Origin of the sequence: Xanthomonas arboricola (assembly GCF_003353015.1) — a bacterium.
Lineage (GTDB): Bacteria > Pseudomonadota > Gammaproteobacteria > Xanthomonadales > Xanthomonadaceae > Xanthomonas > Xanthomonas arboricola_E.
In genome coordinates this window covers 217,243-231,848 of record NZ_QREM01000001.1, presented here as the reverse complement: position 1 = coordinate 231,848, position 14,606 = coordinate 217,243, and the positions used below count along the sequence as shown (strand labels likewise).

General features: G+C 61.7%; 14 protein-coding genes and 1 pseudogene. 13 read left to right on the top strand and 2 right to left on the bottom strand.

Annotated features, from left to right (window positions below; genetic code table 11):
- Positions 1-2: 2 nt before the first annotated feature.
- The 13 genes and pseudogenes from C0541_RS01040 (at position 3) to C0541_RS00980 (ending at position 10,287) form a co-directional block, all read left to right on the top strand.
- The gene (locus C0541_RS01040; RefSeq protein ID WP_115045324.1) at positions 3-1,925 is read left to right on the top strand and encodes an FHIPEP family type III secretion protein; all 1,923 of its coding nucleotides are present in this window, start codon (positions 3-5) and stop codon (positions 1,923-1,925) included.
- Positions 1,925-2,581 (top strand): type III secretion system protein SctP, encoded by a 657-nt coding sequence (gene sctP / locus C0541_RS01035; RefSeq protein WP_115045323.1) that lies wholly within the window; start codon positions 1,925-1,927, stop codon positions 2,579-2,581. The genes C0541_RS01040 and sctP overlap by 1 nt, the downstream gene beginning before the upstream one ends.
- Before the next feature lie 24 nt (positions 2,582-2,605).
- Entirely contained in the window at positions 2,606-3,628 is a 1,023-nt protein-coding gene (gene sctQ / locus C0541_RS01030) for a type III secretion system cytoplasmic ring protein SctQ (protein ID WP_115045322.1), read from the top strand.
- Positions 3,615-4,259 carry a type III secretion system export apparatus subunit SctR gene (gene sctR / locus C0541_RS01025; RefSeq protein WP_115045321.1) on the top strand — a complete coding sequence of 215 codons (645 nt, stop codon included), beginning with the start codon at positions 3,615-3,617 and terminating at the stop codon, positions 4,257-4,259. The genes sctQ and sctR overlap by 14 nt, the downstream gene beginning before the upstream one ends.
- Positions 4,260-4,262: 3 nt before the next feature.
- Positions 4,263-4,523 carry a type III secretion system export apparatus subunit SctS gene (sctS, locus tag C0541_RS01020; RefSeq protein WP_115045320.1) on the top strand — a complete coding sequence of 87 codons (261 nt, stop codon included), beginning with the start codon at positions 4,263-4,265 and terminating at the stop codon, positions 4,521-4,523.
- A complete protein-coding gene (locus tag C0541_RS01015; RefSeq protein WP_115045319.1) occupies positions 4,520-5,332 on the top strand; it encodes a 4-hydroxyphenylacetate catabolism regulator HpaA in 813 nt (270 codons plus the stop codon). Before sctS ends, C0541_RS01015 begins: the two co-directional genes overlap by 4 nt.
- Positions 5,329-6,267: an HrpD5 family protein gene (gene hrpD5, locus C0541_RS01010; protein WP_115045318.1), complete on the top strand. Its 939-nt coding sequence runs from the start codon at positions 5,329-5,331 to the stop codon at positions 6,265-6,267. The genes C0541_RS01015 and hrpD5 overlap by 4 nt, the downstream gene beginning before the upstream one ends.
- Before the next feature lie 10 nt (positions 6,268-6,277).
- The gene (hrpD6, locus tag C0541_RS01005; protein ID WP_115045317.1) at positions 6,278-6,520 is read left to right on the top strand and encodes an HrpD6 family protein; all 243 of its coding nucleotides are present in this window, start codon (positions 6,278-6,280) and stop codon (positions 6,518-6,520) included.
- Between the two features lie 86 nt (positions 6,521-6,606).
- Positions 6,607-6,882: an HrpE family protein gene (gene hrpE, locus C0541_RS01000; RefSeq protein ID WP_238601231.1), complete on the top strand. Its 276-nt coding sequence runs from the start codon at positions 6,607-6,609 to the stop codon at positions 6,880-6,882.
- 55 nt (positions 6,883-6,937) lie between these two features.
- Positions 6,938-7,420 (top strand): CesT family type III secretion system chaperone, encoded by a 483-nt coding sequence (locus C0541_RS00995; protein WP_115045316.1) that lies wholly within the window; start codon positions 6,938-6,940, stop codon positions 7,418-7,420.
- Between the two features lie 148 nt (positions 7,421-7,568).
- The gene (locus tag C0541_RS00990) at positions 7,569-8,702 is read left to right on the top strand and encodes a pectate lyase (RefSeq protein WP_161959820.1); all 1,134 of its coding nucleotides are present in this window, start codon (positions 7,569-7,571) and stop codon (positions 8,700-8,702) included.
- Between the two features lie 638 nt (positions 8,703-9,340).
- The gene (gene hrpE / locus C0541_RS21220) at positions 9,341-9,745 is read left to right on the top strand and encodes an HrpE family protein (protein ID WP_238601230.1); all 405 of its coding nucleotides are present in this window, start codon (positions 9,341-9,343) and stop codon (positions 9,743-9,745) included.
- 147 nt (positions 9,746-9,892) lie between these two features.
- A pseudogene (locus C0541_RS00980) lies at positions 9,893-10,287 on the top strand (CesT family type III secretion system chaperone).
- Between the two features lie 576 nt (positions 10,288-10,863).
- On the opposite strand, the gene xopF1 reads toward C0541_RS00980, so the two are convergent.
- Together xopF1 and hap3 are read right to left on the bottom strand one after the other, a co-directional pair.
- Positions 10,864-12,882: a type III secretion system effector XopF1 gene (gene xopF1 / locus C0541_RS20825; RefSeq protein ID WP_161959819.1), complete on the bottom strand. Its 2,019-nt coding sequence runs from the start codon at positions 12,880-12,882 to the stop codon at positions 10,864-10,866.
- On the bottom strand, positions 12,879-13,322 hold the full coding sequence (gene hap3, locus C0541_RS00970; protein ID WP_115045315.1) for an Hpa3 family type III secretion system protein: 444 nt from the start codon (positions 13,320-13,322) through the stop codon (positions 12,879-12,881). The genes xopF1 and hap3 overlap by 4 nt, the downstream gene beginning before the upstream one ends.
- Positions 13,323-14,606 lie beyond the last annotated feature (1,284 nt).

The following is a 14,606-nucleotide window of genomic DNA, read 5'->3' as shown; positions in this document are numbered from 1 at the left end:
GCATGCGCCTGACACGGTATTTGGCATACAGCGGCGAGGTGGCGATCGCCGCCTTGGTGGTGGCGGTCATCGGCTTGATGATCCTGCCGCTTCCCACCCCGCTGATCGATACGCTGCTGGGCATCAACATCACCCTGAGCGTGGTGTTGCTGATGGTCACGATGTATGTGCCCGACTCGATCTCGCTGTCATCGTTTCCCTCATTGTTGCTGTTCACCACGCTGCTGCGGCTGTCATTGAACATCGCCTCGACAAAGTCGATCCTGCTGCACGCCGAGGCCGGCCACATCATCGAGAGTTTCGGCGAGCTGGTGGTGGGCGGCAACCTGGTGGTGGGCCTGGTAGTCTTTCTGATCATCACCACGGTACAGTTCATCGTGATCGCGAAAGGCTCCGAGCGCGTTGCGGAAGTCGGTGCGCGCTTCACCCTGGATGCGATGCCCGGCAAGCAGATGAGCATTGATGCGGACCTGCGTGGCGGCAATCTGAGCGCAGACGAAGCACGCCGCAAGCGCGCACGGCTGGCCATCGAGAGTCAACTGCACGGCGGCATGGATGGCGCCATGAAATTCGTCAAGGGTGATGCGATCGCCGGCCTGGTGATTACCATGGTCAACATACTCGCCGGCATCGTGGTGGGCGTGACCTACCACGGCATGAGCGCAGGTGAGGCTGCCAACCGTTTTGCAATCCTGTCGGTAGGTGACGCAATGGTGTCGCAGATCGCCTCGCTGCTGATCTCGGTGGCGGCCGGCGTCATGATCACCCGCGTGGCCAACGAGAACGAGACCAAGGTCAGCTCGCTCGGGCTCGACATCGGCCGCCAGCTCACCAGCAACGCGCGTGCCTTGCTGGCAGCGAGCGTGCTGCTGGCCTGCTTTGCGTGCGTGCCGGGATTTCCGGCGGTGCTGTTCCTGCTGCTGGCGGCGGCGGTCGGTGCCGGGGGTTATACGATCTGGCGCAAGCAACGCGACATCAGTGGGAGTGATCAGCCCGCGCTGCCATCCACCAGCCGCAAAGGTGCCAAGGGGGATGCGCCGCATATCCGCAAGAGCGCACCGGATTTTGCCTCACCCTTGTCGATGCGGCTTTCACCGCAACTGGCCGCACGGCTCGACTCGGCGCTGCTGGATCAGGCGATCGAAAGCGGGCGCAGACGGTTGGTCGAGCTGCTGGGGTTGCCGTTCCCGGGAATCGCGATATGGCAGAGCGAAGCCCTGCAGGGCCTGCAATACGAAGTGTTGATCCACGACGTCCCCGAGACCCGTGCCGAACTGAACGACACCGCAGACATGCAGGAGGCGCTGGCCCAGCAGGCCATTGCCCCGCTGCACGCGCGCGCACACCTGTTCGTGGGCATCCAGGAAACGCAGTGGATGCTGGAACAGGTGGGCGCGGACTATCCAGGACTAGTCGCGGAGGTCAACAAGGCGATGCCAGCCCAGCGCATCGCCGATGTGTTGCGACGGTTACTGGAAGAACGCATCCCGGTGCGCAATATCAAGAGCATTCTGGAGAGCCTGGTGGTATGGGGGCCGAAGGAAAAGGATCTGCTGATGCTCACCGAGTATGTGCGCTGCGATCTGGGCCGCTATCTTGCGCATACCGCGACCGCGGGCACCGGGCAGCTGCCCGCGGTGATGCTCGACCACGCGGTGGAACAACTGATCCGGCAGTCGATTCGCGCCACCCCGGCCGGCAATTTCCTGGCCCTGCCGCCGGAGCAGGCTAGTCAGCTCGTCGAGCAGGTGGAGAGGATCGTGGGCGATCAGGCACGGCATCCGATGGCGGTGGTCGCATCGATGGACGTGCGTCGTTATGTGCGTCGCATGATTGAGGCGCGCCTGGGCTGGCTGGAAGTCTATTCGTTTCAGGAACTGGGCGCGGAGGTACAGTTGCAGCCGATCGGGAGAGTGGTGGCCTGATGCGCAAGCCACCCGTCCGCCATGTGCGCATCCTTCCGCTCGCCGGAGCACCACTGTGGCCGGGTACTCCGGCAACCTCGCAGCGACTGGCGCAACGCGCCGGCTTTGTGCAACTGCGTCGACGCTTGAACGGTGCGCAGCTGGTGTTGCCGGGTTCGCTGTTGCAGGACGAGTACGCTGACGATCCGCCGCTGCCCGTGGCTGAAGAGACGACGGACGCCGGGGAGTCCGCCAGCGAGCCGCTTGATCCTGCGCCGGCGCAAGGTAACCCGTCATCCTGTCTCGATCAGGTTCATCACCGACAGGTCACCCGAGGCAACGACAGCGACGCGCTGGGCCGACAGATCGCTACCGAGTGGATCCGCACTCAACGCGGGCAGATGGCCATCAACCATATCGCGCTCCGTGTGGCCGAGTTCTGCAATGCCACGACGGTGCGCGGCACTGGCATCTGGGAGGCGTGGCTGGACATCAACCACGACCTGCTTGCGCAAACCACGCTGTTCTTGAGGCTTTCGCCAGACCAGCTATCGCTTCGCTTCAACACCAACTCGCCCGACGCACGCGCGGTACTTTGCAGTGGAGAAAAGCGCTTGAATACTGCGCTGAAGGCCACACTCAGTGACACGCTCCAGGTCAGCATCGAGGTTGTTTGAGTCCGCACGCGCGGCATAACAGCCATGAGGAGGGATCGCGACTTGCCAACCGAGCCAGGCCTAGTTCCACCGGCACGTGCGCTCTCTCAGGTATTGAGACGGGTGCCTTCCGCGCGTGCGCAGCTGGGCAGGTTGCTCGGCGATGCGCGTACCGCCCGCCACTGCGCCCTTACCACGCACTGCCGTGGTATTGGCGCCATGGACGCCGGGCGACTGCAGCTGCAGTTGGACACCGGCAGCATGGAGCTGCGGATTGCCGCACGGGACGGTCTGGCACTGCTGTTGAACGAAGCCGACGACGCACTGCGCGTGTCGATTGCCGGGGTGCTGTTAAGCGATTGCCTGAACGCTTTCCTACCGCTCGGACTGGGCGCTGCCGAAGTCGTCGCCTTCGAACGCGACTCAGAGGCCGCCGAGTCTCTCGGCATCGGCATTACCTTGGGTGAGATCGACGCGATCGCGCTGACGGCAAGCCCGTCAATGCTTGCTGCATTGCAAACGGCCATCGCCGCACTGGCAGCCCCAACGCCGCTGCCCGCCTGGTTGAGCGCACTGCGGGTGAACACACGCCTGCGCATCGGCAGGCGCACCGCATCAACACTGCTGCTGCAGTCGCTGCGGCCGGGCGATGTCTTGCTGCACTGCATTTCATCGTCTCCGCTGCACTGCGGCGAACTGCTGTGGGGCATACCGGGAGGCGCGGCGTTGCACGCAACGGTGCGCCTGGACTTGCAACAGATGATTCTGGAGACCTACCCCACCATGCAGCACGATACCTCCGAGTCTGACCCCTCGCCGTCCACCACCGATGTGGCAGCACTGGAACTGCCGGTGCAGCTGGAAGTGGACCAGCTCGCACTGCCACTCTCGATGCTGTCGGGATTGCAGCCCGGTCAGATCCTGGAACTATCGGTACCGGTCGACCAGGCCGACATTCGCCTGGTGGTCTACGGCCAGACCATCGGCATCGGTAGGTTGTTGGCAGTGGGCGAACATCTTGGCGTACAGATCCTGAGTATGTCGGAGACCACGCATGCAGATGCCTGACGTCGGCTCCTTGCTGCTAGTGGTCATCATGCTCGGCTTGCTGCCCTTCGCAGCGATGGTAGTTACCTCCTACACCAAGATCGTGGTTGTGCTCGGTCTGCTACGTAATGCCATCGGCGTGCAGCAGGTACCACCGAACATGGTCCTCAATGGTGTCGCGTTGCTGGTGTCGTGCTTTGTGATGGCGCCAGTGGGCATGGAGGCGTTCAAGGCTACGCAGAACTACAGTGCCGGCTCGGATAACAGCCGCGTGGTAGTGCTGCTCGATGCCTGCCGCGAGCCGTTTCGGCAGTTTCTGCTCAAGCACACCCGCGAGCGCGAGAAGGCGTTTTTCATTCGCTCCGCGCGCCAGATCTGGCCCAAGGACAAGGCCGACACACTCAAGCCCGACGATCTGCTCGTGTTGGCACCTGCCTTCACGCTCAGCGAATTGACTGAAGCATTCCGCATCGGCTTTCTGCTGTATCTGGTGTTCATCGTCATCGACCTGGTGGTGGCTAATGCGTTGATGGCCATGGGTCTTTCGCAGGTAACGCCCACCAATGTGGCGATCCCGTTCAAACTGTTGTTGTTCGTGGCGATGGATGGGTGGTCCATGCTGATCCACGGCCTGGTTCTGAGTTATCGGTGACGCATGGACCAAGATGATCTGGTGCGATTCACCTCCGAAGCCTTGTTGCTGTGCCTCAAGGTGTCGCTGCCGGTGGTCGGCGTCGCCGCGCTAGCCGGGCTGTTGATCGCCTTCATTCAGGCGGTGATGTCGCTGCAGGATGCATCGATTTCGTTCGCACTCAAGCTGGTAGTGGTGGTAGCCGCCATTGCAGTCACCGCGCCTTGGGGTGCCTCGGCAATCATGCAGTTCGGCCAGACGCTGATGCAGGCGGCATTTCCATGATCCGGCGCATCTTCCCCGGTGCCGTGCCACCATCGGTTCCGGGCGCACATACCGCTTCGCACGCGCATACCGATGCGGCGCACGCCAGCGCGTCTCCGGTCGCCGACGCCGCAACGCATGCGCAGCGTTTACGCCCTGCTCCGCCGCGCAAGCGGCGACGTGGCCTGCACTCACTGGACGGCCTGGACGAGCTGGATGCCACCGAACAGGAAGAAGACGAAGCCGCGCGCGTGTCGGCGCTACGCGGCCGGGTCAGCATCGCAGTCGCAAAGCCGCAGGACCAGGGCCAAAGCCAGGACGATCAGCACGGCGATGGCGGAGACCCCCATGCTGGCGATCCGCAGGCAGGGCCATGGCAAGGCGCCTCGCCGGTGCAAGTGGACAACAGCGTGCGCGCGAGCGTCGATGGCGTTCTCGAGGGCTACGCAAAGCGGCGCGCCACGGACCCGACGGGAGGGCGACACGCGCTTTCCGTTGCGCTTGTCGAACTGCGCGCGATCAGCATTGCGCATCCTGCCGCGACACCGCTGACAAGCATGGTCTGGAGGTTGTTGCGCGAACACCTACGCAGCGGCAGTGAAAGCACGCCTACCGAAAACATACAGGCGCTACGCAAGCTTCTGGTGGAGTTGGTGCCTGCGCAACCGGAGCCATCTCCAGCGCTGCGCAATTTCCATTTACTGCTGCCGCTGATACTGCTCAACGCGGGAAAACCGCGTAAACGCCTCGATCGCTCCCGTGCCATCACACGTCTGAACACACTGCTGATCGAGCAGCCGGAGCGGGCAGCCCAGGAGATTCGCGCATGACCATGCAACTTCGTGTCCTGACAGGAGTCCATGCCGGTGCACGATTAGATTTGGAGCCAGGATGCTACACGCTGGGTGCCGATCCCCAAGCCGATATCCGAATCGAAGACTGGCCTGGCTGCTCGCTTATCATCGAGGTGGATCATGATGGTCAGATGCATTATCGCGGCGACGCGTTGCCAACTACATCGTTTATCGCGCTGCATCCAGTGCGCTTTGGTCCATTGGTGCTGTGCCTTGGTGATTCTGCGGCGGATTGGCCAGACGACGTGGCATTGCTTGAGCGGCTGCTTTCCCCAGCCCCGACGTCGGCGCCGCCCGCGCCTAGGCGCAAGGCAGTGCGTGCAGTGGTGGGCGCCATGCTAGCGCTGGCCGCCACAGCGTTGCTGCCCTCGCTGCAACCGGCGTTCCTTTCCGACGCTGCCACCCCGCAGCATCGGGACAACCAAGCCAATCAGGTCAGACCCTTGCTGAACCAACTGGGCTTGCGCGAAGCGCGCGTGGAGCAAATTGGCACGCGCGTGCGGGTGGTAGGCCTGGTGACCAGCAGCGCCGACGCGGCCCGCCTGCGCGCTGAGTTGCATCGGCACCATCAAGCCGTCACGGTCGATGTGGTGGTAGTGGACGAGGTACTGGCAACGCTGCGCGACACCCTGGCGGACCGCGACCTCAGCGTGCATTACGACGGTAGTGGCGTTTTTTCGATTACCGGAAGCAGCGACAACGCCGAGCGTGCGACCCGACGCATCGCCGATCTACGCAGCGATCTAGGCCCGGAGATCCGCACGCTGCATGTTGAGATCAGCCAGCAAGACCCGTCCGTGAAGCCCCCCGCAAATTACGACGCAGCTCTGCTCGCCGACGGGCTGCATTACGTCGAGACGCCGGACGGCACCAAGCATCTGACTTTCCTGCCGCAGCAAGCGGCGCCGTGAGAGCCGTACCATGTTCGATGCAATGACCGACACCGTCACTCAGGATATGAACAAGATATTACAGACGAAGGCGCTGGACGTCTCCGGCGAGCGGCTGCTCAACATCGAGACCGCGCTCGATGCGACAGCGCAGCAGATCCGTGGGCACTGGTCCGCAGCTAACGATCAGGTTGCGCGAAACGAACTTGCCGTCTTGCACGAGGGCATCAATGCTGCCCTCGGCATCGTCGCTCATATCGCCGGCATGCCTTGATCATTGATTTCCTTGGTCGTGTTGACCAAGTAAAACCGCGCCATCAGGCGCTACATGTTACTTACCCATCTCTGAGGAGTCCCGATATGCTTCCGAAATTAGATACATTCCACTCCCGCTTCGATCAGGGAAAGGATGGCCATCTGGCCGGCTTCAAGAGCGACTACTCTAATCACAATGCTCTGAACGCTTCAGACGATCAGATCGATTCCCTGCTAAGTGGCCTCGAAGCAAGTAATGAGAAGCAAAAGGGCATGAACAACAAGGTCACCATGCTCAAGAACGATCTCGACTTTAACGTGACACTCAACAAGTTCATTGGCAAGGCGGGTGACAACACCAAACAGCTAGTCGGTCAGTAACGGCTTCTGACATGACGCAGGGCTAATCCACCGCCCTGCGCATGTTTCACTGCAGATGAGCAACGCCCGATTCGAAGCGATCGTCCAGCAGATGTGCGAAGCACTGAACCTGCCGGATGTGCAGGGGGTGCTCAGCAAACGTGTGCTGTGGGTGGACGGGTTTGAAGTCTATCTGCATATGCCCTCAGCCCAGGCCGACGAAGAAGCACAGCAAGCGCCAGAGGAAGAAGCACTCTACCTACGCATCTCCTATGGCCTTGCTCCTGCCGGACGGACCCTGACGGTGTTCCGGCTGTTGCTGGAAGCCAACTTGTCGGTGTACGCGCAGGACCAGGCGCAACTCGGTTTGAACGATGCCGGCGTGATCGTTCTGATCGTGCGCGTCCCGCTGGACGATGACGTCGACGGCGCGTGGATCTGCGACCTGCTCGCCCACTATGCCGAGCATGGCCGTTATTGGAACAACAACATCTTCATTGCACACGACGAAATGTTCGAAGGAATCGCGACGGGAAATTATCTATGGCTACGCGCGTGATGGACGTTGAACTCCGCATCGGGCCGATTGTGTCTGCAATCGGTAGCAGCTCCATCCACAGCGTCGCGGCGCATCGCCACCGGTGGCAGAGTAGCCTTTCCCGTCCGCGTGACTCGGCCCGTAGTTCACTCGCACAGGACATTTGCCAATGAATCTCGCCATTCCCTCAAGTACCACAGCGAGCTTACAGCCGTCCTCATTCTCCCCCTCGCAGCAACCAGACTTGACTGCGGTGATCATGAGCATGGTGGCGTACTGCCTGCAACGCATGCTCAGCGACATGCTGCAGGCTGGTAACAAACCGTCCAATGGCCCTGAGCCGCCGAACGAGATCAATCCGACACCATCGTCATCGCCGTCGATGCCGCCATCGAACCCGCCGTGTTCCACCAACTCAGGCGGGCAAAACGGAAGCGGTACCGGCAATGGGAATGGGAACAACGGTGGTAACGGCAGCGATACCTCCGGAAGGGGGAGCAGCAACGGAACGGAAACCTACAGCGGCACATCCACCACTACTCCGACTCACGCGGCAACGCCCACGCCAACCAACGGTACTCCGGGCATGCCAGGCCCAGCCGGATCGCCGGCGCCACTTCCTACCGGCAAGGTCGTCACCGCGCCGCCCGGCATCCAGAACAAGCCCATCGTGGTGCACAAGGGCGAGGTCTTCGATGGCAAGGGCCAGACCTACATCGGCGGGCCTGGACTTGGTGATGGCTCACAGAACGAGCACCAGCAGCCGTTGTTCATCGTCGAGGACGGCGGCAGCCTCTGCAACGTCCATATGAAAGGCGGTGGCGACGGTGTGCATTTCATGCAGAGCGGCAAGATGGTCAACTGTGTCAACGAAGATGTCAGCGAGGATGCGGTCACCATCGATGGCCAGGGAAACCGCGAGCATGATGCCGGCATTGCAGGTTGCAGCCCGGGGCTCAGCGGCCGGCCGAAGGTCGAGATCATCAATTGCACGTTCAAGAATGCCTCGGACAAGGTCGTGCAGGACAACGGCGCTGCCGATGTCATGATGTCGGGTGACACTGTCGAGGGCGCCGGCAAGGTCTTCCGTACCAATGGTGGACATACCGATATCGACACGAACCTTCGGGTCGAAAACTGCGAGTTCAACCAGGTCAAGGAAGCGGTGTTCCGCACCGACGCACCCGGCGCGACGGTGACACTGGCAAACCTCACGACCGATGCGCCCGACGAGGTGATTGCCCCCAACACGTCGCAGGCCATCGGAGCGAAAAGTTTCGGCCACAAAGCCTACAGCGGCTGATGCCACCGTTAGCCACACTGTGCGTCGATCGCCCGGCGGATGCTGTGTCTGATTACAGCACCCGTCAACTGGCTTGCGCCGTGCGCCGTAACACAACACATGTTCGCTACCGCGTTTTTTCGCTTCCCTGTTCGCAGTCCTGCCAACAGCACACTCAAGTCGAAGCCGACAGGGACTGGTAAAAGCCCCAAGCGAGCCAACGTGCTGTCAGCGGAGGATTTTACAGGTTCCTTCCGGATGGCGAACCGACCTGAAGTTCTCACGATCATCGGATCGCGGTACCACTGCATCGCTTCGGGTTGACGTCGAGATCTTCCAGATCTAGGTCATCGCTAACGGCACGCGGGGGGGAAAGTAAGTGGGCGGGGGAGGCAAACCTCCCTATTTACGCTAGCCACTTCAAACATATTGAATGAAGGTGAACAGACATGAGACTTTCGCTCTCCGAATTATCCGGGTCGCCCCAACCCTCCGCCGCTGAATCGGAGGACATACATGACAGGGGCAATTCGTCTCAATCTCCCGCTGCGCCCAGCCCCGCTAGCGTCACGACGCCTCAATCGCCGGAGCTATCAGGGCTGAGGGCGTCCCTGGGGGCGCGTCCCAGCAGGTCGCAAAAGAGGGGCCTCGATCCATCCATGGAGCACCATGAGATGGCGCAGCGCGGCGGAGATCCATCTCTGGATCATCAGCCGTTACCGATGGGCGAACATCCATTCGTGGCGCAATATCCGCCGTCGCTTATGGGCGACTATCCATTCGTGGAGCAACATGAGGCGCTACGAATGGGCCAACACTCCTCTGTGGAGCAACACAGGCTGCAGCAGATCGCCGACCAAGGTCAACTTTCCGGTGCAGCTGCAACGCATGTGGCAAACCAGCAGATCGAGTCGTTGCTCGACGATCTCGGCACATCTAACGCGAATCAGACGCACATGAACAACGAGATCACCATGCGCAAGAACGCCCTCGATTTCAACGTAACGACCAACAAGTACATCGGCAAGGCCGGCGACAACGCAAAAAGCCTGGTCGGTCAATAAGCCCCCTCCCCCTTGACATGACGCAGGGCTACTCGTTAGCCCTGCGCGTGTTTCCCCGCAGACAAGCAACACCGATCCGAGGTGATCGCCCGGCAGGTGAGCGAATCACGGGACATGCTGGATGTCCAGACGGTGCCCAGCTGATGCGTGCCGTGGGTGGAGGGCTTGAGGCCTATGTGCACGTGCCCGGAGCCCAGACCGACGATGCCGCACAGCACCCGCCGGAAGAAGAGGCACCGTACCTGCGCACCTCCTACGGCCTCGTTCCTGCTTGACGGACCTTGGCGGTCTTGCGGCTATGGCCGGAACCCCATCTGCCGGCGTACGCGCATGGCCAGGCGCGCCGCCGATTGAACGATGCCGGGGTCATCATCTCGCTCATGCGCGCTCCTTTACGTGATGACATCGATAGCGCATGGATCTGCGACCTGCTCGCACATGACGCCGACCATGGTCGTTCTTGGAACATCACCATCTTCATCGCGCACGACGACATTTTTGAACGAATCGCGATGGAAAATCATCTACGGCTGCGCACATAAGCGTGAAGACAGACGTGCCGACGAGGGTAATTGCCCGCCCCGCCATCTCCCAGGCCGTCGGGACGACCGTATTGTCCAGAAGGACCACAACGGTTGATTGCCTGCCACTGTACTGGCCGGCGCGGCACGTCCATTGCCAGGCCGTTGCGTTTCATTGCAGCCCCTACTGGGCAGCGGCGCCTAGTGGTGTCGAGCAAGTAATCCATGCCGTTAGCGATTTGGCCCGTGTTTAGCTGGTTTTTGCAGCAGTCCAAGCCACCCCCTGTTCGCGGCACCCGGATCGAGGCGCGCTAGGCAGCTGCACTGGAACGTGCAGCACTGCTGCCTGCCCATCGCCTGGAGCATGACACAAGCACGCATGCCAGCCCCGAGCTGCGATTGGCTGACTAAGCCAACGCAACTCCCACACGCCCACCAGGTGCTGGCCACCTGGAAGGCGCTACTATGCAAACACATCGCAGGCTGCAGCCGGTGCGTGGCGCGCACCGGGAGCGCCAACACACGACAGACGCAACGGTGGTTATGTCTGTCGTTGCGGTTTGCGCTACGCCGTGGATGACCTGCAGGATTGATCGCTTATGCCAGGCCATTTTCCCACTGGCGAAGCTGCTCGCTGTCGTGCAATACATCCTTGAGCCTGTGGAGTTCGGTCCTGAGCGTATGCGTCAGGTCGTTGCTTGGGACACCGCTGAACATTGCCGCCTGCCCGGCGTGCAGGCGGTCGAGTACGGTGCCGATGGTCGCAATCGACACGGACTGCGTGCCGATCTCCGTGCGTAATTCCTCCAGCGCCTCACGCAATCTCCCCGCAAGCGGCCCCGCTGCAGGCGCAAGCGGCTGCCCTTCCTCCACGGCGCGCGCAATCTCCTCTGACGTCGGCGCCGAAAACAGCGCGATGGCCGCGTCGACGGGTTCGGCCAGCGCCTGCAGTGTGCGTGCGATGGTGCGTTGGTGACCGGCGGCGCTAGCGGCGCGCTCCTGATCCAGGCGCGCCGCCTGGGTGGTGTTGCTGCCATTCTTGGCCTTGAGCGCATTCCAGAACGTGTCGTTGAACAGGGTCTGCGCAGCCTGTTGCACGATCGTCGCGGTGGAATCGATGGCCTCGCCCGCAACGCGGCCGTTTGCGTCTCCGCCGCGCAAGGGCGAAGCGATCAGGCGGGCGGCACCGAGCGAAGCGAAATTGGTCAACACGTTGCTGAGCATGTGCCGGCCCAGCAGATCGCGTGCCGCAGTGGTGATCGCATTGGTGGTGCTCAAGGCCTGCCTGGCCAACGCGAGGCCCTCCATCCCGGTTTCCAGCAGATAGTTGGGGAAACGCACAGCGTCGGACCATTGCGCGGGCCGACGCGTCTTGTCCGGCAACGCCAGCGCAAACAGATTCAGCCGCTGCTGTTCGCCAAGCAGGTCGGGGACGCGCATCTGGCCACTACGCGCAACCGCCTTGCCGGTTTCGAGCATTGCCTTCTGCACGACCCCTGCCCCGCCGATGGCGAGCGCGCTCAAGCCCAGTTGGCCGGCCGGCGTGAGCGTACCCGGGTCGTCGGAGGTCCGCCGCGCTGCGTTGAATCCTGCATTGATCGTCGGCTTGAGCAACAAGGTATCCAGGGACTTGTCGTCCAGCGTGGATTGCCACTGGGTAACACCTGCACGCAGGTCGTAGGCCTGCGCCTTGAGCTCGGGAAGCGTTTCGCTGTCGCCCTCACCGGGACGCGTGAAGCGCTTGCTTTCGCCATCGATTTTCAGCAGGACCGGCGGCGGATCGGGCACCAGGATCTTCGGGTCGATGGCCTGGAACCGCGGCAGGTTGGCCACGCGCGCGCGCCGATCCATCGCCGGGATCAGCAACGTATCGCTGATATAGGACATCAGGCCTGCCGCCGCACCGGACATCGCCGTGGTACTCAGCGTCTCCGATCCGGGCGCACGCGCGCCGTCGTAGGCAGCGCCCGCCGCGAGACCGAACGGGGTCCGCATCGAGCCGATGATGAAGGCTCTGAGACACTCGTAGGCGATCGGCCACGCTGCCTTTGCGCCTGCCGTCTTCATATCGCCGACAATCTGATATCCGGCATCCGGCCCGAATGCGGCGATGCGTTCGTCCACGCGCGCGTCCGCCCATTGCAGATACGTGGCCTGCAGTTCCTCCTGCTCATACGAGTGCTCTGCGAAGTGCAGATTGCCCAGGCGAGCACGTAACTGCGCCTTCAATGCAGTAGCTGCCGCAGCGCTGCGCTGCGCATAGGTTGCCGCAGCGGCAGGTGCATGCGGCTCATCGACGTCCGAGGACGCGAGGCTTGCCTGCGGAGTGTAAAACGTTGCATCCGTCGAAGCCGAAGAGTGTGACGACTGCGATGACTCAGAACGATGTAATCCGCCATGCGAGGCTTCGGCGTCATTCGTGCCGGTGGTCACGCGACGTGATGACGCTGCGCGACGACCGCGCAGCACCGGTCCCGAAGACAAGCCTGCAAGCGGGCCGGTCGGCAAGCGCGTCTGTGGGGGAGGAACCGCCTCCTCACCCTGCGTCAGGCGTGCGGCTGCAGAAGACGTGGCGCGGCTGCCGGAAGAGGTTCCGGTGTTGCTGGTGAGCTTCATGAGGCCACCTCGGCCACACTGCCGGCCTGTGTCACCAGCGCGTCCAGCACCACACGGGCGACCACCTGCCCGCGCTCCAGCGCGGTGGTCACGGCATCGGCCGTGCGTTCGAGCAGCAGCGGGCAGACACACAGCAGGCCAAGGTCCGAGAGCGTGAGCCGCCAGCCGTATTGGGTCAGCAATTGTTCCTGCAGCGCCAGCAGCGTCGCCACCTCATCGCCGCCAAGCTCGCGTGCGGCCAGGGGCAGGATCACTTCCGGAAACGCCATCAGTTCGCCCTGCTGCATCTGCGTGTGGACACGGCACAGCATGCCTGCCGGACCAAGGATGGTTTCGCCCTGGCCGAGTCGCTGCGCAAGCTCCTCGGGCAAGCCAAGACGGGCTCCCATGTTGGTGAAAAATGTGTCGTTCGCTGTGTGGATATTTCCCAATTCCGACATTGTCCGAAATCCTCGAGAAAGTATGCGATGGGTACCGATACACCATTTCGGTAGCACGCAGTGTCTGGCTCGCGGTACATACCCCGCGCAGGACACCGCGAATGACTTGCGCCGCACACGAAGTTTGCCGGCTGGAAATCGCGCAATCGAGACCTGTGTCATACGCAGCCTAGGTCTGTGGAGCGGCAGATGAGTCGCTTGAAAGACCGCCGGTGGCGGAACTACACGCATGCTCCATAGCGGCGTGGATAAGCACGTTTGAGCAAGCGTTCCGTTTTGACTGTCTCGCCAGACGCGTAACTACCGTACACGCCAGAGCATTCGGGCCAAGTAGCCTGGAAAGCGCAAGAAATACGCCATCTTTGCGCCTTGCTTGCTCAAGTACCGGTATCGGGCCAGTAGGCAAGGCACTCCTCTTCCGACATCCAGTCGTCGTGCAAACTTCAGGCGATCGCCTTGACAACCAGCGTTTCGATGTCGCGCCAAGTACTTCAATGAGATTGAAATAAGAGGACTGATGGATTGTTCCAACCTTCTTGAACATCCCCAACGAAAGTTGTGATTGACAAACGAGTTCAGAGGATACGCCACGGCAGATTTCTCTGAGGCTTCCCAAGCGCTCCTTCGTTTCCGCACGTGGACAGCGCGCATGGCGCGGGGCAGCGTCGATCTGGCATTGCGCCCGGATCGACTCGAAACGTTCAAACCGGTCAGCGCGAGATTGGGGGCCAACGACCCGTACAATCCGCACCGAACCACGACGACCAACAAAACACTATTGCCATGTTGGCTCTTGCTTAGATTCCACCGTGAACTGCAACCGACTCGAAGGCTGGCGCAGCTATGAATTCACGGTGGAAAGCGCATGCAGTGGCTCGCAGTGCCAAGTCTGCCGTTATAGAACGACATTTTTACTTGACTGGCGCTGGCACATTTCCGGTTCTCCAAGGCCTTGCCTGCAGACCGAATTGAACAGCCCACTGACGAATCGGACGATCATGCTGATCGCCCGTCCGTTCGCGCAACAGGATGCCGATCAGGAACGGGCATTACCTGCGCCACCCACCCCTCAAACTCCTGATATTTTCCTTCGTGTCGGCCTCAAAGTTGTCTGCGATGGACACGGGGATGGTCTGCTTGCCTAGCGGCAAGCCGCCTGCGTCTTCCAGATTCTGGCGGATGTCGCCATGATCCCTCTCCTTGTCCAATTGCACTTCTTCGTAATGCAAGCCCGCCATCACAGGAACCTTCAGCAGGTCCGTGTATATACCGATGGTTCCGCCG